General features: G+C 57.6%; 18 protein-coding genes and 1 pseudogene. 6 read left to right on the top strand and 13 right to left on the bottom strand.

Going from position 1 to position 19,833, the window contains the following annotated elements; all coding sequences use genetic code 11:
- Positions 1–467 precede the first annotated feature (467 nt).
- On the bottom strand, positions 468–725 hold the full coding sequence (locus SB772_RS11910) for a hypothetical protein (RefSeq protein ID WP_410833455.1): 258 nt from the start codon (positions 723–725) through the stop codon (positions 468–470).
- Between the two features lie 1,001 nt (positions 726–1,726).
- On the opposite strand from SB772_RS11910, the gene rfbC reads away from it, so the two are divergent.
- Positions 1,727–2,275 (top strand): dTDP-4-dehydrorhamnose 3,5-epimerase, encoded by a 549-nt coding sequence (gene rfbC, locus SB772_RS11905; protein WP_410833454.1) that lies wholly within the window; start codon positions 1,727–1,729, stop codon positions 2,273–2,275.
- Between the two features lie 102 nt (positions 2,276–2,377).
- Here the strand turns inward: rfbC and SB772_RS11900 are convergent, their stop codons facing one another.
- Entirely contained in the window at positions 2,378–3,373 is a 996-nt protein-coding gene (locus SB772_RS11900; RefSeq protein WP_410833453.1) for a GlxA family transcriptional regulator, read from the bottom strand.
- A 513-nt stretch (positions 3,374–3,886) separates the two neighbouring features.
- Complete coding sequence (locus SB772_RS11895) at positions 3,887–4,876, bottom strand: GlxA family transcriptional regulator (RefSeq protein ID WP_410833705.1); 990 nt, start codon at positions 4,874–4,876, stop codon at positions 3,887–3,889.
- 607 nt (positions 4,877–5,483) lie between these two features.
- Here SB772_RS11895 and SB772_RS11890 point away from each other — a divergent pair.
- Positions 5,484–6,551, top strand: coding sequence for a helix-turn-helix domain-containing protein (locus SB772_RS11890; RefSeq protein ID WP_410833452.1), 1,068 nt, complete (start codon positions 5,484–5,486; stop codon positions 6,549–6,551).
- Between the two features lie 230 nt (positions 6,552–6,781).
- On the opposite strand, the gene SB772_RS11885 is transcribed toward SB772_RS11890, so the two are convergent.
- Positions 6,782–7,342, bottom strand: a complete 561-nt coding sequence (locus SB772_RS11885) for a hypothetical protein (protein WP_410833451.1) — start codon at positions 7,340–7,342, stop codon at positions 6,782–6,784.
- Positions 7,343–7,386: 44 nt separating this feature from the next.
- Between SB772_RS11885 and SB772_RS11880 the strand changes: the two genes are divergently transcribed.
- Positions 7,387–7,524 carry a hypothetical protein gene (locus SB772_RS11880; RefSeq protein WP_410833450.1) on the top strand — a complete coding sequence of 46 codons (138 nt, stop codon included), beginning with the start codon at positions 7,387–7,389 and terminating at the stop codon, positions 7,522–7,524.
- A gap of 263 nt (positions 7,525–7,787) precedes the next feature.
- On the opposite strand, the gene SB772_RS11875 is transcribed toward SB772_RS11880, so the two are convergent.
- The 5 genes from SB772_RS11875 to SB772_RS11855 all read right to left on the bottom strand — a co-directional run bounded on the left by SB772_RS11875 (position 7,788) and on the right by SB772_RS11855 (position 12,281).
- Positions 7,788–8,354: a phosphatase PAP2 family protein gene (locus SB772_RS11875; protein ID WP_410833449.1), complete on the bottom strand. Its 567-nt coding sequence runs from the start codon at positions 8,352–8,354 to the stop codon at positions 7,788–7,790.
- 307 nt (positions 8,355–8,661) lie between these two features.
- Entirely contained in the window at positions 8,662–9,045 is a 384-nt protein-coding gene (locus SB772_RS11870; RefSeq protein ID WP_410833448.1) for a hypothetical protein, read from the bottom strand.
- A 257-nt stretch (positions 9,046–9,302) separates the two neighbouring features.
- Positions 9,303–10,574 carry a DUF3443 domain-containing protein gene (locus SB772_RS11865; protein WP_410833447.1) on the bottom strand — a complete coding sequence of 424 codons (1,272 nt, stop codon included), beginning with the start codon at positions 10,572–10,574 and terminating at the stop codon, positions 9,303–9,305.
- Between the two features lie 10 nt (positions 10,575–10,584).
- Positions 10,585–11,043: a DUF2844 domain-containing protein gene (locus SB772_RS11860; RefSeq protein ID WP_410833446.1), complete on the bottom strand. Its 459-nt coding sequence runs from the start codon at positions 11,041–11,043 to the stop codon at positions 10,585–10,587.
- 641 nt (positions 11,044–11,684) lie between these two features.
- Positions 11,685–12,281 carry a DJ-1/PfpI family protein gene (locus SB772_RS11855; protein WP_410833704.1) on the bottom strand — a complete coding sequence of 199 codons (597 nt, stop codon included), beginning with the start codon at positions 12,279–12,281 and terminating at the stop codon, positions 11,685–11,687.
- 91 nt (positions 12,282–12,372) lie between these two features.
- On the opposite strand from SB772_RS11855, the gene SB772_RS11850 reads away from it, so the two are divergent.
- A complete protein-coding gene (locus SB772_RS11850) occupies positions 12,373–13,704 on the top strand; it encodes a PLP-dependent aminotransferase family protein (RefSeq protein WP_410833445.1) in 1,332 nt (443 codons plus the stop codon).
- Positions 13,705–13,708: 4 nt separating this feature from the next.
- Here the strand turns inward: SB772_RS11850 and SB772_RS11845 are convergent, their stop codons facing one another.
- The gene (locus SB772_RS11845) at positions 13,709–14,650 is read right to left on the bottom strand and encodes a GlxA family transcriptional regulator (protein WP_410833703.1); all 942 of its coding nucleotides are present in this window, start codon (positions 14,648–14,650) and stop codon (positions 13,709–13,711) included.
- Positions 14,651–14,839: 189 nt separating this feature from the next.
- Between SB772_RS11845 and SB772_RS11840 the strand changes: the two are divergent.
- Positions 14,840–14,992 (top strand): annotated as a pseudogene (locus SB772_RS11840) (SDR family NAD(P)-dependent oxidoreductase); the annotation flags it as partial.
- A 387-nt stretch (positions 14,993–15,379) separates the two neighbouring features.
- Positions 15,380–16,648, top strand: coding sequence for an epoxide hydrolase family protein (locus SB772_RS11835; RefSeq protein ID WP_410833444.1), 1,269 nt, complete (start codon positions 15,380–15,382; stop codon positions 16,646–16,648).
- A gap of 26 nt (positions 16,649–16,674) precedes the next feature.
- Here SB772_RS11835 and SB772_RS11830 read toward each other — a convergent pair whose 3' ends face one another.
- The 3 genes from SB772_RS11830 to SB772_RS11820 all read right to left on the bottom strand — a co-directional run bounded on the left by SB772_RS11830 (position 16,675) and on the right by SB772_RS11820 (position 19,724).
- Positions 16,675–17,466: a TetR/AcrR family transcriptional regulator gene (locus SB772_RS11830; protein ID WP_410833443.1), complete on the bottom strand. Its 792-nt coding sequence runs from the start codon at positions 17,464–17,466 to the stop codon at positions 16,675–16,677.
- 193 nt (positions 17,467–17,659) lie between these two features.
- Positions 17,660–18,946, bottom strand: coding sequence for a CaiB/BaiF CoA transferase family protein (locus SB772_RS11825; RefSeq protein WP_410833442.1), 1,287 nt, complete (start codon positions 18,944–18,946; stop codon positions 17,660–17,662).
- 1 nt (position 18,947) lies between these two features.
- Positions 18,948–19,724 carry an enoyl-CoA hydratase/isomerase family protein gene (locus tag SB772_RS11820; RefSeq protein ID WP_410833441.1) on the bottom strand — a complete coding sequence of 259 codons (777 nt, stop codon included), beginning with the start codon at positions 19,722–19,724 and terminating at the stop codon, positions 18,948–18,950.
- Positions 19,725–19,833 lie beyond the last annotated feature (109 nt).

Genomic DNA, 19,833 nt, shown 5'->3' with positions numbered 1-19,833 from the left:
CAGTTTCGATGGTCCACGATCTGCACGAATTCAAAGCCAGCCCATACGTCGTTTGCATACGTTGAAGCGACCTGCGGATTCCGAAGACTCATGCTCCGCCAATCTGATGCTATCGAACAAATTCGCGGCAGCTCTTCAGGTCAACGAGGTGCGCCAGTTCAGCAAGATATGAGCAAAATACCGTGGCAAATTGCGCCATGTATTTGGCTGATTCCACCCAATTTTTTGGTCTGTTGCCGCCACAACGGACATGATGTCATCCAGTGCAGAAAGCTGTATCTGAGGCGTGCCGCCCCCCCCATGAGCAGAGCAATTACCACTTTGGAATCGTCAATGAGAATTGCGACTGTCCGTCCGTAACTTCAAGTGGTTGCTTTTGTGACCTTGGACAGGACGTCCGGCTAACGCGATGTCATATAAGCTTTCATTGACGTTGTTAGCAGCGCTCGATAGGAACTGATGCAGATCTACGAAATAAACTCCGACACGATAAAAGACGCCATGCCGACGGGCACTATGAAGATCGTGCATAGCCCCATCCGCTTCATCAACTTAGCCCTTGAAGCTTCCCAAGGGCCGCGCGCGCGACGCGGCTCGAACTCAAGAAAGATGAGTGGCTGGAGGTGCCGCCTCCCGACCTTCAAAGCGGAAAGCAAGCTGAAGATCAGATAAACAAGCGTCCAGCCGAAGCAAAATTTCGAAAGGATCGAAAGAGCGATCACCATATATTTCGCCACTTGATTTAACAATTAGAACGTCTTGAGCCTACCGTGCAACGCAGCATTTTTCATGACAAACGTTTGGCTTTATCCGTCGTCTTTCGCCTCGCCGGCTGATGTATGTGACGTACCGTATGCCCCGCTCCGGAATGGTGTGCGTCGCACGAACCAGGCATTGGTCGGGCAGCACGCCTGGCGTGATCGGCCATAGATCGCCGCTTGCTGCATAGCAGTACTCTCTGAATCTTTTTACGCAGAGCCGTCAGAAATGTGGCGACATCCGCCACCCCGCCCAGCGTTTTTCACGCCAATGTGTACAGCCAATCAGTGTCGCTAATCAGGCAGTTCTCGAACGCCGTCGGCTTCGCATACAAGGTTTCAGCTAGATTGGTCTCTGGTGAACACCATCACGATGCCACGGTGAACACCAATGGATACTCCGATTTTCGACCACGCCTAATTTTCCCAATACGAAAAAAAACCGACACGTGGTGTCGGTTTAAAAAGCTTCCGGCTATTCCGAGGATCACTGCCGGAGGCTTGAGAGGAGTTTATTCTCGTCGAAGACCGCGACGCCGTTCCGACATAATTTTGTACTCAAACGCCAAATTGAACCGGTAGCTACTGGCCGCCACCCCGCCGCCTACCAGTTTCACGTCACGCCATGCTCATCATGGAAGACTGGTCCTACGTCGTATCTGATCCGATACGCCAAAATGTTAAAGGATTCCGCCGAATTTAGGTTGCGGTGCTTCCACGATCTTTCACGAGCGGATTTTCTCGGCAACTCGCTACACAATTGGATAGCAAGGAGTTAGAGGTTGGAGTGATGGATGGCGTCTCGAACCAATCTTTTGGCGCTATAGGCTAAGCCCATTCTTGTATCATTCATGGTCCTAAAGATGGGTATTCTTGAGCGGCATCTCGCCGAACGCTGCTAAAACCGGTTTGAAATCGTTTCGCAGCACGTCGAAGTCAATTTCAATTCCTGATCTTATTCGTTACAGATGACAATTAAGATTAAGCACACGGCAATTCGCGACGTCAAGCTGATCGAACCATGCATCCAATCCGATAAGCGGGGCGTTTCGTTTGACAGCTTCGATCAAGAGGAATTCGAGGAACATGTGGCGCGCGGCTACCGATTCGTGCAGGAGCGTCACTTGGTATCCGCCCACAACGTGCTGTGTGGTCTGCATTATCAGATCCTGCGTCCGCAGGGGAAACTAGTGCGTGTAGTGAATGGTGAAGTGGTCGACGTGGCAGTTGACTTGCGACGTTTGTCGCCCACGTTCGGGCGCTGGATCAGTGCACGGCTATCGGCATCCAACTGCCATCAGCTATGGATTCCGCCGGGGTTTGCGCATGGTTTCCTCGTGTTGTCGGATGTCGCAGAGGTACTTTGCAAGACAACCGAGCGTGGCTTTGTCGAGCATGAACGCACGTTGCAGTGGGACGATCCCGATATCGCGATTGCCTGGGATCTGGACAAGGCGCCAATCACATCCGCGCGTGATGCGGTGGGTACGAGTTTCAGCGTTGCCGAGGTTTACTGATCGCAATCCCCACTCACGGTCGGACATGCATCCGTTGATTCGACTGCATGTCATTCGACGATGTACCCCACGAATACTTTTTTATAGCATTTGTCGACGCACCTAACTAAACGACCTTTTGCTTGCACGGTACTCTGTCGGCGTCACTCCAAGGTATTTGCGAAATACTTTTGAAAGCTGTCCGCCACTTCCGATTCCGCATCGCCGCGCGATCTTGTCGACCGGAAGGTCAGTTTCGGAAAGGAGATGGCAGCACTTGTCAATTCGAACGTATAAGAGGTAGTCGGACGGCGTCACACCCATTTCCATCTTGAAGCGGCGCAAGAAATTCCGCTCACTCATCGCGACGAATTGCGCCGCTTCTTCAATCGTGATCGTTCTTCCGCAGTTCATGTCCAACCATTGTGCCGACGACCGAATCTTTTCGCTCACAGCTCCGGACGTGTCCTTCTTTGGAATGGAAGTAAACTGTTCGTCATAGCGCAACCTTAGAGAGCCGGCGATCTCCCATGCGATTTCCGAGCCGAGATCTTCTTCAATCAGCGCTAGTGCGGCTCGCAGCGGAGTGTTTGATCGCTGGGAAGTAGACACTTTCAGTCCGTTCCATGCGGCCTCATGAGCACCTTCGCCTCGGCGTAATTTTCGGGAAGTATTCGATGATTCAGCGACATCCAGTAGCAAGCGTCTTTCGGAAATTGCAAAAATCCGTTCGCTGCGCAAGTCGAGTTGGCTCAGCCAGGCAATCAGGTGTTCTTCACTCAACACACTGTGGACGCCTGCACCTCCAGCGATAAAGAGCGCATGAAAATCGTCGGCATGACCACGTGATTTGATACTGTCGGTCCAAACAAACACCGATGACGAACTCGCTATCTTGCCGCCACTGACCGACACGAGATGAACGTCGTAGCGCGGCCCACCTATGCGCGAGGACATACAGAACGCATTGGCTGACTGGAAAATCTCCACTACCGTGGCTGCTTCTGGTAGCGAGAAACCGTCGAACAGTGCAATGCCTATACGTCTTACGGAGCGAACGTCATGAAACACCCGAGACTGAGTCGCATCACGACTACTGCGGGCAAAAAAACCTGCCATCCAGCCATCCCCCCGAAGATAAGTGGCCTCCTACGGCTACATTTAAGCCGTTTTAACTGTCTCGACAATCGTACACAAGCGGCACGCATAAGATCGCTGGTTGGCCGAACAGGATAATAAGTTGGCGGTCACGGACCGATTGCAGCATTCAGGCAGAAGCTTCAGCAGCGGATGTCCGGTTCACGATCATTCGATCATCTTTCAATACTTTATTCGGCATCCTATATAAATGTAAGAATGTTGTTGATCTTCTTTCATATGCCACGAATCGCTGGCCGAATGTCGCGTTCTTTAGCGTCAAAATTTTGACGAATTCTGTATGCAGGGACCTATTCATCGACTATCAGACGTGATTCCGCCAATCCGAATAGCTAAAACCATCGTTAAAAAATTGTAGCCAAATGGCACGAAAGAATTTCTACGCTTTCGTGACAAGCGATTCGACCGGCTTTCAACCCGATGGCAATTAGCGAAGCGAGCCATGTCCGAAATGCACCCACGGCTATTGGCCACTCATGGCCGCTTGCTCGCGCGATACTCGGTAGGTGTCGTCGCAAGATGCTTGCGGAAGAGTTTCGCGAGCCGACCGCCACATCCAATGCCACAATGACGCGCCACCTTGTCGACCGGCAGGACGGTTTCAACAAGCAGGCGACAGCTCATATCAAGCCGCACGTACAGCAAATAGTCAGACGGCGTCACACCCATTTCAATCTTGAAACGCCTGAGGAAATTGCGCTCGCTCATGCCGGCGATCTGCGCGGCGGCGTCGATCGAGATCTGGCGGTGACCGTTCACTTCCAGCCATTTCGCCGACGCCTTGATATTCTCGCTCACACCTACCGAAGCATTCTTGCGCACAATTGCAGTAAACCGGTTATCCGTAGATGGTTCGACCCAGTCAGCGATCTGACGCGCAATTTCGCTACCGAAATCCTTTTCCACAACTGCGATGGCTGTTTGCAACGGGCTGGCTGCGACGCTCGAAGGTCCATTACCGGCGCCGATCTGCCTCATTTCGCCCGTGTGTTTGCCGTAGCGCTTAACACCGGTGGCCTGCCCGAATCCGGCGACGTCTAGCAGCAATTGTCCTTCGCCGATCGGGAACACCAAGTCGCTGCGCGGATGCGTCCGACGCAGCCAGGCAATCAGGCGTTCATCGTGTAGCGCATCGTTCACCCCTGCGCCGCCCGCAATGAACAAAGCGTGAAAGCGCTCTGAGTCGCGCCGCGCCTCGATGCCTTCGGTCCAGACGAATACCGATGAAGAACTGACGATCCTGCCTCCCGCCACCGACAACAGACTTACGTCGTAACGCATTCCGTCGCGCCGTTCGCCTTCAGTGAGCGCATTCACCGACTGGAATACCTCCACGACCGCTGCAGCCTCCGGAAGGGCAAAGCCGCCAAACAGAACTATGCCAATGCGCCTCACGATGCCAGTCTCAGGCGAAACGTGGGGCGGCATTGCGCTGTTGCGGTAAAGGACTGAAGGGCACCCCATCTGATTTTCCCCGGAAATTAGTTGCCTGTTCCAGCTTGCTTTGAGCCGGATTACTTGCTGGGACCAATCGTACATAAGGATGGTTTGCGACGTATTTACCTGGCCGAATCGAACAACATGTTGGCGGCCGCGATCAATTCATTAGCCGCCACACGAGGCCCAACTTTCCGCCATGAGAAATTACCGGTTTTAATGAAAAAAAACATTTCAAAAGACATCGCACAAAAAAAATAGTCGATTAGCATATTTATATTAAATATCTGTAAATTCGCAGCGCACCGTATGGTCGTCATCATCGAGGTGCATAAAAGTGCTGCTCGCGAGTCGCGCACGAAGGCTGGCCTTCCCCGAAAGCGATCATTCCAACAAGCCGAAACGGAAATGTGATGCAGCCACCTATAGTCGGTCTGATCAAGAGCGTGTGTGGTTTCCGAGTAACGAAACGATCGATTTGCCAGTGAGTCGTTCGCTGTGCTGTACGGCAAAGCAAGTACTGGTATGCTTGGCAACCAACACTAGCGTGCTCCGAGCGGGCTAGTGGCTCAACATAAAGTTCAGCCGCATGGGGCGGATCAAAACTGGACGAAAATCGACGACGAGCACTGCATTGAACGACGACCCGCTACACACTGCTATGCCGCCAAGCCGCTTGTTGTTGCCGCCGGAGCCACCGACGCTTGCTCCTGGCATCGTGCACAGTAATTTCAGCGTTCAAGGCAACGCCCGTCAAAGCTTCCTGGCCTGGCAGGAGCGTATGAGTCCTGTCTACGACATACGGCCTTCGTCAAAGCAGGCTGAGGATACGTTCGATGCATCGCTGTCCCGTTATACGATCGACAATCTGAGCTTATTTGACTTCCGCACCGGGCCGAACCTGGCCGTGCGGTCATTGGGTCGGGTTTCGACCGAAAGTGTTCGCGACATCAGCTTTAGCGTGTTCCTTGAAGGGCAACCGGCGCAATTCCTGGGCAGCAAACCACGGCCCGACGCTCCTCACATACCGCAAGTGCCAAGTATCCTCGCGCTTGACATGGATCAGCCGTGCGAAATCCGGAGTTTTCATGGTCGGATACTGCTCCTTTTTTTGCCGCGCATGTTGGTGGAAAGGTCGTTCCCTGATGCCGCCTCGCTGCATGGCCGCTGGATTCATGCCACCAACCCATTGACACGCCTGATGATTGAGCATGTTGTTGCGTTAAATCGACAAATCGCCGGGCTCGACCGGGAGGAAGCCCGTCAGCGCTTTCTTACCGCGGCAGAGCTACTTGTCGCCGCTTTCAGCCGGCAAGCAGGTCTTTCCGGCAATGGCCGCGCGGCGCTACGTGCTGCCGTCTATGGACAGGTGCGGCGGCATGTCGAGACCCATTTGCACGATCCGGATTTGTCGCCTGACAGCGTGTTGGCATCGCTGCATCTCTCGCGTGCCAGCGTGTATCGCATATTTGAGCATGAAGGTGGCCTGGCCGCTTATATCCGCAGCCGCAGGTTGCGAATGGCGGCCGATGAACTGGTGCGCTTTCCGCATATGGAGGTACAGGACATTGCCTCGGGGTTGGGTTTCAATGATGCGTCGGGCTTTACGCGTGCATTCCGACGCGCCTTCGACATCGCACCACGGGAATTGCACGAATACGCGCCGTTGCTCCAGCGCGAAGATGCGAGACGCTTCACATAGACAGATAATGTTGAACCGGTTGGATCGTTAGCTGCGATCGGCGGCGCGCAATGCAGCGCAGTCTGCGGCAGGCAAGTTGAGGCGGGCCTCGAAGATTGGTCAAGTCGGCGAACACTCCTACCGCGCTGACGTAACTGAAAATCAGCCGTGCCCCCGATTCGATCGACTACAGCTTGCTCGCGCGATCCTGAGACATGAGTCTGGTTGAAAAGACTTTGGAAGAAGGATAGCTACGACGCCCCAAAAGCGTGAATGTGCGCAAGCGACTGCGAGCTGTCGAGTGGCTTCTCGATGCAGATGTTTGCGCCACTCTTCAGCCCCGTGGCGATCACTTGGTGCGATGTGCGCGGCGTCACGCACAGAACAACGGGGATCACGGATCCACGTCTGCACAGGCAGCGCAACGTATCGTATCGGAGTGCATCTGGCGCCACCCAATCGAGTATCACCAGATCGACGGGCACCTGTTTGAGCAGTCCGTGCAATGTTTTGTCGCATAGCGCGCCAAAACAGAGATGCCCAGCGGACGACAGGATTTCGAGCGCGCAGTCAAGTGCTGTGGCATCGGATTCTAGGATGGCGATTCTCATGTGAACAGGTGCGCTTGCGGGGAGAGCGACGAGAGTGATCGGCGGCGAGCAGGCCGGTGAATTGATAGGCAGCGCCTGTGTGGTCGAATGCACTTTGACGGCCGAGTCTACGCGAAAACACTCGACAAAATTGTTAAGAAATGTCAGGAGCAACTCTTCACGAGGACACTTCTCGCGCATTTCATAGCCGGCAAAATACATCGCCCCCCGATTGTTCCCTAGCTGGCCTGATCGATTCCACCGTCATGAATCTCTATGAAATCACCGCGCCGACGACGAATGTCGCGATACCCAAAGTCAATGCCAAGGCCGCGCACAGCGCCATTCCCTGCAACAAGCTGGCCTTGGCGATCTCCCTTGTGTCACGCGCACGATACGGCTGAAACTCAAGAAAGACGAGTCTCTGGCTATGTCGTGTACCGACCGATATGGAGGAATGGAAACTGAAAATCAGATAGACAATGATCCAGACGAAACAAAGTCTCGATAGAACCGAAAGAGCGATTACCATGCGAATCTGCGTCCTGTGTACCGTCCGGCAGTACGAACGGAATGTAATCTGGATTTGTAGAGTTTATGTTTGGACGCAGAATGTTAATCGCCAATGTTGTGGCGTTATCCGCCGAGGAGACGGGCTAGCAGAGGGCTATAGGAAGCGCGCGCAGACGCCGGGTGAGTACCGTTCGATCAAAGATTGAAAGGGCGCGTGGTGTCCGTAGGCGATCCCAGATACCAGCAGAAGTGAGGCAGCTGCGACAGCGGTGCCTCGCAGTTCAACGTGTGATTTGTCGAGCACGCGCACAAAGACCAATGCGACGGTTGAGCCAAGTGCCCAACCAGCAATGACCTCCGACAGTGTGTGCGCTTCTTCAAACATGCGAGCAGCACCAATGAGAGCGCCACTCGCGAGACCCAGAGCTATGCCGATGGACATATGCCCGGTACGGCGGAGAAACAACGCGATGCAAGTCGTCCATACCGCTGACGAGAGCATTGTGTGCCCGCTAACAACGCGGAATCCTATTTCGCTAATCTCAATGCCGCAGCCGGCGTACAGGATCTTCGTTGCTCCGACGATCGCCATCCCCGCTGACAGAAGAAACAGCCAGTAAGCTGCCGCAAGTCGATTCGATGAGGCGATCCATATCGCGCAGGCCAGTGCCAGCGGAAGGGTAACGGCAGCATCGCCGAAGTTGCTGATCGCATTCCACATTTCGTGCACATGTCTGATTGAACGTGTGACAGATTAGCAGATGGCGCCATATTCACTATGACGTTCCCGGTCTGACGCCCGATACGTGTATGGCGATACGGTAGAACGCACCGACGGACGCCATGGCCGACGCGATACCGATAGGCGATGCCACGGCCGCGCACAGGCCTATCCACTTTCGCAATCTAGCGCTCGCAGCCTCCCTCGCGCCGCGAGCGCGACGCGGATTAAACTCAAGAAGAACGAGACTTCGGCCGTGTCGCTTCCTGACCCGTGCGGCGGACAGTAAACTGAAGAAAACCGAACGTCAGGCAATGCTCGACTTGCCAGGGAAGGTTAACTGCCCAGGGAGGTTGGCTGCGCAGGCGATAAAGATTTCGATCACCGCTGGAGACCGGAAGTCGAGGCGCAGGCCACCGAAAAACGCGCCTGCCACAGTTTTCGCGTCGTACCTTCGTTGTGAGGTCCATGCCACATTTTCCGCCAGATATTGCGCACGGCAGGCCAGCGTCACGCGCTGCAGCCAGTCAGCTTTGCGACCGTTTACCCGCAGCCAGAGATGTGTACGCTCGACAAGGTGCTCGACCTTGAGCCATCGCCCGGTCTTCTCACGCATTGCCAATTGCGAAGCAACGAGATAGGTCAGCAGCTCCGTGCGCGCTACCAGGTCGAAATCAAGCAGCCGAGTCATGATGGATTGGGTGTGCAGACGGAGTCATACCGTTATAGGTAATGGGCGCGACGTCGCCCGGCATGAGCGCAAAAAGAGCGGCCGTCCCTGTCACGCAGGCGGCCGCATCTGGTTAACGCCACAAGAGATCAGAGATCCCAAGACCGATAATCCTCCGTCCGATTTAGCTGCGTCAGCCGAAACATTGACGGATTCCGCCGAAATTCACTTGATGCGCGCCACGCGTATTCACGACTGTGAGTTCGACGCGGCGTATCTCAGTACGCAATATATGGCCCCTTTCCTCCAGGCGTCGATTGTTGCTCGACGGCAGCATAGATGTTACGCCCGTAGAAAAATGGCATGCCCCAGACGAACATCGTCGGGGTGCCGAATGCCGGACCGGCAAGCAGTGGCATCACCGAATCGCCGGCATCATTCAGCCTGAGCTCCGCGGCATTGCCGACAGCAAATGAGACCGCACTGATCGCACCATTCACACCTTCAATCATTGCGCTCAACTGCTGGGTCGATGCAGGGCAGTAAAACGAGTTGTTTGGCGTCGCGCAGATCGGTAGCGCGCTGGTTCGAAAGAAGAGCCCGCTCGAGCCGCTGTCCATGACGCTCCTCGAGTAGGTCGTGCCATTTTGCACTGTGCTGAACGTGCCGGTGGACGGACTGACCCCGATCACCTGCGCGCTGCCCAAGCCGTTATTGCTCTGCGTGCCAATCCCAAACACCAGTTGCCCGCTGAGCGAGGCTTCGCCGCTTGACGATGCGGCTGGCAACAGCAAAATCGAACCGTTGTTATCGGTCGCGAAATAGGGAACCGGATTGGCGACCTGCACGTTTTCGGCGACGGCGATCGACGTGCAACTGGTCCCGACGCAACTGTAGTAGGTCGCCGGCACTGCATTCTGCACGCAGGCCGGACCGCAATCGTGCTTGAACACGCCAATGCCGAGCACTCCGTTGGCCGCCAGACTCGTAGGGGTGTTCCGCGATGCGCCGACACTGCTGCAGTCCGACGGCGTTGCGCTATAGCCCTGATCGATCACCTGAATCGGCAGCGACGCGGCTTTTTCACCGGCGATCTGTACATCGGCAAGCCGCACCGAGCCCCATGTATAACCGTCGAAGAACTGCATGCATTCGGCAAGCGGATTGCCCGCGCCATCCCGCTCCTGCGGCAGTGCCAAAGACACCGGCAATTGAGTGGCGAACACCCGCAGCCCCGAGGAGCCCGTGTCGACTTGCACGTGATCAATGGTTTGACACTGCGTCGTGCCCGGCACGCACAGCGTAACGCTGACGAAGGGTATATTCGGCACACCGATTACGCCGAAATCGACGGTCACCGCTGCTGCGTTAGAGGCTAGCGCTTGGGGCGCGGTGGATATATTCGTGAGCGATTGCGCGGGTGCCGACGTGCCGGATGAACTGCCGCTCCCACCACCACCGCCGCATCCGACCACCAACGCTACAAGCAATGTGGCGGCGAGCAGCTTTAAATGCCAATCCGAATTAAGGAGCAAACCCGGAGCGCGCATGATAGCTCCGCTATTGAATGACGCTGGCGTCGACGCCAGCGGGGAGCGCTTGCGGCAGATACGCGTAACCCGCGAACGCACGTAAATGACCGCCCGAGAACACCACCAGCGCATCGTTCGAGACGGCAAGCGGGGTTGCCCGACGCGTCGCGGTGGCCGCGACGTATTGATCGAAGGCCTCGCCCAGTGCAGCCTTCAGGTTCGGCAAGGTCGGGCCTTCCCACGCGACGCCGAACACGATTCCGTTCGCCGCGACATACTCGCGCACCACGGTGCCCGACGGCAGCGTAATCAGATGCACCGTGTACGCGGTTTGCGATGTGGCGCTGTGTGCCGTGGCATGCATGCGAACCTGGTCGCTGCCTACGCTGCTAACTCTTTCGCCAAGGGCGGCCTGTGCGGGTAAAGACAGCGCACAAGTCACCACGAGCGTTGCACGAGCAATGCCGGCACGATATATCGCGCTCATGAGCTTCCCCTCCAGATGAAAACACCATGACCAGTCGCTTTCACCAGTGACTATTAATATGTAATGCGAAATATAGGTCCGACTTTTATGGATTTTTTCGATGGCCCCGCCGCTTGCGTCGAAAGCGCATTGGCCTTTCCACGATCACGCGTGCGAGGTTCTGCTGGTATCGCTTCCGTGGATTGTTTCAGGCTTGATTTCGGCCGCAACAGACTCGCTTGTGACGCTCATACCGCAATGACCGTGCCATGAGGGCGCAAACGCTTGCTACGCGACAAGCGGCGTTGTTCCAGTGCGATCGACGAGTGCCAGACAGGCGCCTAATGTTTCGCAACCGTTACATGTCAGAGACTTGACCGGGTTGGAAATGATCGTTTCGTATGTAGGCGGTCACGTCCATGCCACCCCACGTGTCCAGCGTGCATAAGGCTGGAGCGAGGGTTCGTATCGAATATTCAGGCGCAGCCAGAGGCCAACGAACAAGAATCGAAGTGCCGCAAAACCTGTCTCAATATTGAGACGGGAGGTGGGCCGCATTGTCATCAGCGCGCCGGTAGAGAAACGGAAGGCAGGCGGGGTTTTCTATGCTGGTCACGCGACACAGCCAGGATACTCAACCTTGAATGGCCGATCTGTTCCCCTTAGAGAAACTGCGAAATGTTCGCCATCGCGCGCGTCACGTAGGTCTCCTTCTCCCCCACTGGGGCGACATAGTGAATCGCGCTGCGTGCAGCATCGACACTTTCCAGACGCGCGATTAACCAGGCCGCCAGATACTGCGACGCCAGGCACCCGCCTGCGGTCGCGACGTTCCGCTTCGCCACGAACGGCTGGTTTAGCACCGCCACGCCGGCTTCTTCGACCCACGGTTTGGTGGTCACGTCCGTACAGGCCGGGACGCCGTCCAGCAAGCCTAGCTTCGCGAGTATCAGTGTGCCCGAGCACTGCGCGCCGAGCATCTGACGCGTCGGGTCGAGCCTCAACTGCGACATCAACGCGGCATCGGCGACGACGTCCCGGGTCTTTGTCCCACTGCCGACCAGCACCACGTCGGCCTGACACGCGTCGTTCAGCGACGCTTGCGCCTCCAGCACCACGCCGTTCATCGAACGCACCCTGTCCGCCGGGCTGGCGATCGAAACCCGCCAGCCGGGCTTCTTGACGCGGTTGAGGATGTTGAGCGCGATCAGCGAGTCGAGTTCGTTAAAGCCCTCAAAGGTCAGAATGGCGATGTGCATGGCGTCCTCGTGCGGGGTCGAGAGGTTGTGTTGAGTCATGGTAGAGCCGATAATCAATACAATCAAATAATTGTCATGGATACATTGAGACATGCCTGAGCCCCGCTACAAACAAGTGGTCGACAGCCTCGCGGCCGACATCCGTGCCGGCCGCCTGCGTCCCGGGACGCGTCTGCCGACACACCGTGCTCTGGCTACTCGCGAGGGCCTGGCGCTGGTCACGGCCACGCGTGTCTACGCGGAGCTGCAAGCGATGGGTCTGGTGAGCGGCGAAACCGGCCGCGGCACATTTGTTAAGGAGCCTCTCCCCCGCGGTCAAGGCATTGACCTGCATTCGTGGAGTGCGGACACGGTAGACCTGAGCTTCAACTATCCGTCTTCACCGGGCCAGACCGATCTTCTCAGGGCAGCGCTGCGCCAGCTCGCGTCGGCAGGTGACCTGGAGTCCTTGCTTCGATACCAGCCCCACGGCGGGCGCGAGCACGAGCGGGTAACGGCGGCACGCCACCTGGCCAGCGGGGGCCTGGCGGCAACGCTCGAAACCACCTTGCTCGTGAGCGGCGCGCAGCATGGACTGACGACGACCGCCATGGCGTTACTCGAACCCGGCGACGTGGTGGCTGTGGACGCGCTGACTTACCCGGGATTCAAGCTTGCTGCCGAGGCCGCTCGACTGGAACTCGCGCCGATCCCGGCCGCTGGGCGCGGCCCTGATCTGGACGCATTGGCGGCCCTGTGCAAGCGACGACGCGTGCGTGCCGTCTACGCGATGCCGACGCTGCACAACCCGCTCGGCTGGGTGATGAGCACGAGCCGACGTAGGGAACTTGTCACCATCGCTCGACAACATGGACTGGTCCTCATCGAGGACGCGGCCTACGCATTCCTCGCTGAAGGTGCGCCGCCTCCGTTGGCATCGCTGGCTCCGGAGACGACGGTCTATGTGTCGAGCTTGTCGAAGAGTGTCGCGACAGGTCTGCGCGTCGGTTTCGTCTGTGCACCGCGCGAATGGATTCCGAGGTTCGAACAAGCGATCCGGGCGACGACCTGGAATACCCCGGCGACCATGACGGCCATCGCCTGCAGCTGGATGGAGGACGGCACAGTAGCCCGGCTTGAAGAGGACAAGCGGCGGGATGCCACAATGCGTCAGGACCTGGTCGCCGAGGTTCTGGGCCAGCTCAAGAGGATCAGCCATCCTGCGTCGTACTTCGTCTGGATTCCTCTGGCACAGGAGGTTCGCGCGGATGCAATTGCGATGGCGTTGGTGCGCGAGGGGATTTCAGTGTCGACAGCCCTTCCGTTCTCGACGTCGACTCACGTGCCTCACGCCATTCGATTGGCGATTGGGTCTGTCGACCTGGCCACGCTCAGGCGATCACTGGAAACAGTGTCCAGCGTTATCGCCGACCAGACCTTCTGACCGGCTAGGCAGCTTGCTGCCTGGCAACCCGTCGGATGGTTTGGGGAGGTTGGCCCAGCGTCCTGACGAATGCACTGCGCATCCTTTCGGTGTCGCCGAAACCGGTCTCCCTGGCGATCACTGCAAGTGAGAGCTCCCCGGCGTCGACGAGGCTGCGAGCGGCATCGACGCGCAGCTTCTCCACCGCCTGAGCAGGAGACTGTCCGGTCTCAACCTTGAAGATTCGGCTCAGTTGCCTTGGGCTCACGTGCGCGAGGTCAGCGATGACTTCCACGGAAAGATTCTTGTGAAGATTGCCCCTGACGAAGGAAAGCACCTTTTGTATGCGGTCCGACCTGGGCTGAAGCTCCAGCAGTGCCGAAAACTGGGACTGGCCACTGGTGCGCCGGTGGTAGACCACCAGCTTCTTCGCCACGGCCTTCGCCACCTCCGCTCCATGGTCTTCCTCGACCATGGCCAAAGCCAGGTCGATGCACGCGGTCATGCCAGCCGATGTCCACACGCCGCCGTCGTTCGTGAAGATTCGGTCCGGCAAAACCTTCACGCCTGGGTGTCGCCGCTGAAGCTCCTGAGCCGCAGACCAGTGAGTAGTTGCACGGCGGCCGTCGAGGACCCCAGCTTCCGCGAGAATGAACGCGCCGGTGCAGATGCTGCCCACTCGCCTGCAAGCCTGCGCGGCGCGCTTCAGGAATGACCTCATCCTCGGTGTGGAAGTCGGAGCCTGGATGGAACCGAGGACGAGCAGCGTATCGAACGCCGCGCTCCCGAACTTGCGCGAGTCCACCGTCGCGCCCGAGTAGCTTGGAACCGGCCCCCCTACTTCGGACAGCCGGACTTGCCGATAGGACTCGTACCCGAGCTCCCTGTTCGCCGACTCGAACACGGCAATGACGGCGAGGTCGAGGATCTCGAACCCCGGGAAGATCAACAAGGCAACGGTCTTCATAGAATGTCCCAAAACGCAGATGTCGGCGATTTCAGCCAAGCATAGCCCCGCTCCAGTAGCGATGCAATTCTGGGACCTGTCCAGAAGCGCTGGTTGTCCCAAAACATTGGATTTATGTCTTTTAAGCCATCCCCCAAAGCCTCACCATGGGCATGCAGAAAGAGTGTATGTCTTCCAAGGAGATTTCACATGACTCAGAAGCAGTCCAAGGGCACCGCCGTTGTTACCGGTGCATCGTCCGGGATCGGAGCCGTGTATGCCGATCGCCTGACCAGGCGCGGATATGACATGGTGCTCGTTGCTCGCAACGAGCAGCGCCTGCAGGCGCTGGCGACTCGTCTTCGCGCACCCCTCCTACGACCCGAGTTTCACCAGTGTCTGGGGATGGCCGTGGGATAGGCGGAGGAATGGCGCTCGTCTCCCCCTCCGAACCCGGCTTGAACCATTCTTGAACTGCTCCTGTCTATATATGCATATGCACACAAACCCAGAAAACCTGGCCAACCGCAGATCTAACTTGCAGCGCTTGCTTCCGTGCCACGCGAGGGGTATCCAATGAATAGCACCGCACTGGCCTGTACCGCTACCCTTGGTCTCCTTCTGTTCGCTCTTGGACTCTCCGTTTCAATCCTGCGCTCTCGTTAAGATTACTAAATTCTTGTAGGAGTTTGTGTGTTAAACACTATCGACCCCCATGCGCCGTCGCGCCGTCGCTTTATTGGTGTGGCAATGGCGTCCCTTGCTGCAACCTCATTGAGCCGGTACGCCTTTGCGGAAACGAGTCAATCCATTACTGAAGTTGCCCCACCGGGGGGCGGCGACAAAGCCGCGATCCGTCCGCTTCGTGTGCACGTGCCGGAATCGCTACTTGTCGATTTGCGCAGGCGCGTCAAGTCGACACGTTGGCCGGAACGCGAAACCGTCACGGATGCATCGCAAGGCGTGCAGCTTGCGACGATGCAAAAGCTCGCGCGGTATTGGTCGACAGATTACAACTGGCGCAAGGTCGAAGCGAGACTGAACGCGCTGCCGCAATTCGTCACCGAGATCGATGGGCTCGACATCCATTTCATCCACGTTCGCTCGAAACATCAGAATGCGTTACCCCTCATCGTCACGCACGGATGGCCTGGCTCGATCATCGAGCAGTTGAAGATCATCGATCCGCTGACCAACCCAACGGCTCATGGTGGAAATGCTTCGGACGCTTTCGACGTAGTGATTCCTTCGCTGCCGGGCTACGGCTTCTCAGGCAAACCGACCACGACGGGCTGGGATCCTGCACGTATCGCGCGCGCCTGGATCGTATTGATGACGCGCCTTGGATACACGCGCTACGTGGCGCAAGGCGGCGACTGGGGCAACGCGGTCACGGAACAGATGGCGCTCATCGCGCCGCCGGAACTGCTTGGCATTCACACCAACATGCCCGCCACCGTACCGGACGATGTTGCCAACGCGCTCAAGTACGGAAACCCGCCGCCGGCCGGTCTTACTACCGATGAACAGCACGCGTTCGATCAACTCGACTATTTCTACAAGCATGGCCTCGGCTACGCGCAAGAGATGGCGAACCGTCCGCAGACGCTGTATGGAATCGAAGATTCGCCGATCGGCCTCGCCGCATGGATGCTCGATCACGACGCAGCCAGTCAGGCGATGATTGCCCGCGTCTTTGACGGCCAGCCCGAGGGACTGTCGCGAGCCGACGTGCTCGACAATGTCACGCTCTATTGGCTGACGAATACGGGTGTTTCGTCGGCGCGGCTGTATTGGGAAAACAAGCTCAACTTCTTTGCGCCGAAGCACGTTGCGATTCCCGTTGCCGTCAGCGTGTTTCCGGATGAGATCTACGCGGCCCCGCGGAGTTGGACCGAGAAGGCGTATCCGAAGCTGATTCACTACAACCGCCTTCCGAAGGGCGGGCACTTCGCGGCCTGGGAGCAACCGCAGGCCTTCACGGAAGAAGTTCGCGTGAGTTTCCGGACGCTGCGCTGACCTCAGGTCAATAAAGCGGACGACGACTACGCTTTGGCGCGCTTTCGAGCTGTGCGCGTAACCACTGGCTTCTGAGAGGGCGCGCATTGCTGAATCACGCTCTGGAGATGATCCGGACCCGCCGTGATGGCGCCAAGTAGCGTCATCACGACGAAGTCGATCAACTTTGGGATCGCGACTTTGGTGTCCGCCCGCGGCGCGCGGTTCGCCAGAATCAGCGTTGCGAGACCATGTTCCATGCTCCACGCGGCATGGGTCACGAGTTTGAGATCGGCATGGGACCAGCCACTTTCGATGGCTAACGCCTCAATCGTCTCGGAAAACAACCCAAAAGACCTGTTACTTTCCTCGGCGAGTTCTGGATACGCCTGATGCGCCACGATGCGAGGCCCGATCATCAGACCGAAGAGCCCATTGTGGCGCTGCGCGAACTCAACATACACCCGCATCATCCGGTACGCTTTGGCAAGCGCCGTATCTTCGCTCTCGCGGATCGCAACGCGCAGCGCAGCGAGGTCACGATAACCACTCGCCGCGATCGTGGCCAGCAGTTCGTCGATACCCGAAAAATGTCGCGACGGCGCGGCTTCTGACACTCCAACCATGCGCGCGAGGTAACGCAGGCTCAGGTCTTGCGCCGATACATCCATGAGCGCGCTGCGCCCAGCTTCGATGAGCGCGTTGCGCAGATTGCCGTGGTGGTAATCCGCATTCTTCGCGATAGATGACTTAGGACTCACTTGACCTTCGTTCGTGGGGCAAAACAAGGGATCGATTATAAATTCTGCGCAAAGAAGCACACAATATCGCGGGATCACGGGTTAAACAAGCGTGTGTCGCTGCACCATTCTAGCGGCTTGGTGGCACTGCCTGGTTTCGGGCTGCATCGAATGCATTGAAGTACAACACCACGCCCGGGTAGAAGCCGGCCTCGAACACTTGCTTCACCGCTTCCATTCGGTCCTCCGATGTCCTGTGTTGATACCGGTAATACAAGGCGTATTGCGGTGATCAAAGATCGTCCGTCACTTTGTGCGACATACTCGCTTCCGCGAGAGCGGCAGTGTCGATCGTCTTGGTGGACGGCGGCGGTCCACCGACCAGAATGCCTGTGTCGACCGCATTGCGAATGTCGATATCCGCCAGACCCGCTTCGCGGAACACCTGCTCGTTGTGCTCGCCACGAAACGCGGGTGCGCTGCGCATTCCAAGCTCGTCATCGGAAAAGTGCCATGGATAGCCGTGTATCAGATACGAGCCGCCGCGGCGATCCGGAATCTCGTGCACCGCACCCCACTGCTTTGCCCAATCGGTCTCGGCCAATTCCTTCAGCGTACGGATCTGGCCTATCGCGATCTTCGCCTCGTCGAGCTGCGCGTCGAGCGTCTTGAGATCGCGGAATGAGAGCATCCACGTCTGGATCACTGCGTGCAGTGCCTTGTAGTTCTGCAGACGGCGATCAGCCGTGCTGAAGCGCGGATCCTGCGCAAGGTCCATACGGCGCATGGCGCGCAAGTAGTTCGGAAACGTGTTGCTGCCGACGATGCTTTGCGCCGCCACGAACTCTTCGCCGTCGGGGCCGACGAAGTGGGGGCCGTCAGCAGCACCGAGGATGCCCGGTTCGGCGCCCGTATCGACACCCGCCAGATCAAGGTGAGCGCGTTCGTTGATCGACAGCATCACAGCAGCCATCGCGACATCGATGTATTGGCCGCGTCCGGTTACTTCACGTTTGCGCACTGCCGCGAGCACGGCGATCGTTGCTTGCAGTCCCGCATAGACGTCCGCGTGTGATAGAGGGTCGGTCCATCTGCGGCCCTCGTCCGCGCCGTCGAAATGGCGCAGCGTGTTGTGCGTGAAGCCCGTTTCTGCCTGCACAGTCGGAGCATATGCCATGCGCGATGCCCACGGGCCGCGCTGGCCATAGCCCGTGATTGATACGTAGACCAGTTTTGGGTTGCGCCGGGAGAGCGTGTCGTAGTCGAGTCCAAAGCCCTTGAGCGTGCCGGCCCGAAAATTCTCGACGATGATGTCTGCTTCGTCGCACAGGCGTAGCACAAGCTCGCGTGCGCGCGGCACGTTCAAATCGATGCTGACGTTACGTTTGCCACTATTCTGTTGCGCATAGTAGCCCGACATACCGTCGCGATTCGGGAACGCGGCACGCGACACATCGGGCCGCGGCGGCTCGATCTTGATTACGTCGGCGCCGAGATCGGCTAGCGTCCGCGCGCACAGGGGACCGGCCAGCACGCGGGAAAAATCGACGACCTTCAGTCCTTCAAGTGGTCCGGCCATGTCAATTCCCTTCGAAAATGGCAGTACCCGGGCCAGCCTTATCGAAGGCCTCCAGTCCACGCTTAATATCCTGCGATGCCCAGATCGGCTTCTGCAGTTCGAACATCGCCTCGTCGGCGGCAGCGACGCCTTCGTTGACCGCGACCTGTACGAGCCGCTTCGTGGCGGCATGCGCGATGGTTGGACCGGCCGCCAGTTCTTGCGCAATTGAGAGCGCCACTTCATCGAGCTTGTCGTCAGCCACAACGAGATTGATCAGGCCCCAGCGTTCGAGCGTGGCCGCGTCGTAACGGCGACCGAGCAACGCGAGTTCTTTCGCACGAGCTGGGCCGGCTCGCATCACCTGACGCTGGATGCCACCGAGCAGCGGATGCAAACCGAGCGCGACCTCGACCGAACCGATCTTGGCCGATTCGGCAACTACGCTGAAGTCACAGGCAAGCGCCACTTCGAAGCCGCCGCCGAGGCATGTGCCGTTCACCGCGACGACGATCGGGATCGGTAGTGTCTCGAAGCCACGAAGCACCTCGAGCGGATCCACTAGCGCCTTTCCTTGCTTGGCAATGCGATCCGGAAAAAGTGCTACCTCGGCACCGGCCGAGAAGTGCCGAAGACCACTGCGCAGCAGGATCGCTCGGGAGCCACGTCTCACTGCCTCGTCGAATTCGTCGAGTAGCGCGCGATACAGCGTCGGACCCATCAGGTTATGTGGGCGACGGTTCATCGTAAGAACCGTCACATGACCTTTGAGTTCTTTCAGAACAATTGCTTCGTCCATTATTGCTCCGTTTTGTCAGATTCAAATATTCTTCAGTTTAATGTTAATGGCATTAACATATGGATAACACAGCGGTGCCAGCGTTCTCCGTTGGCTTAAGCACCTGCGA

Source organism: Paraburkholderia sp. SIMBA_030 (assembly GCF_046535245.1).
Classification (GTDB): Bacteria; Pseudomonadota; Gammaproteobacteria; order Burkholderiales; family Burkholderiaceae; genus Paraburkholderia.
Note: the sequence above shows the minus strand (reverse complement) of the source record. Positions and strands in the feature narration are given on the sequence as shown.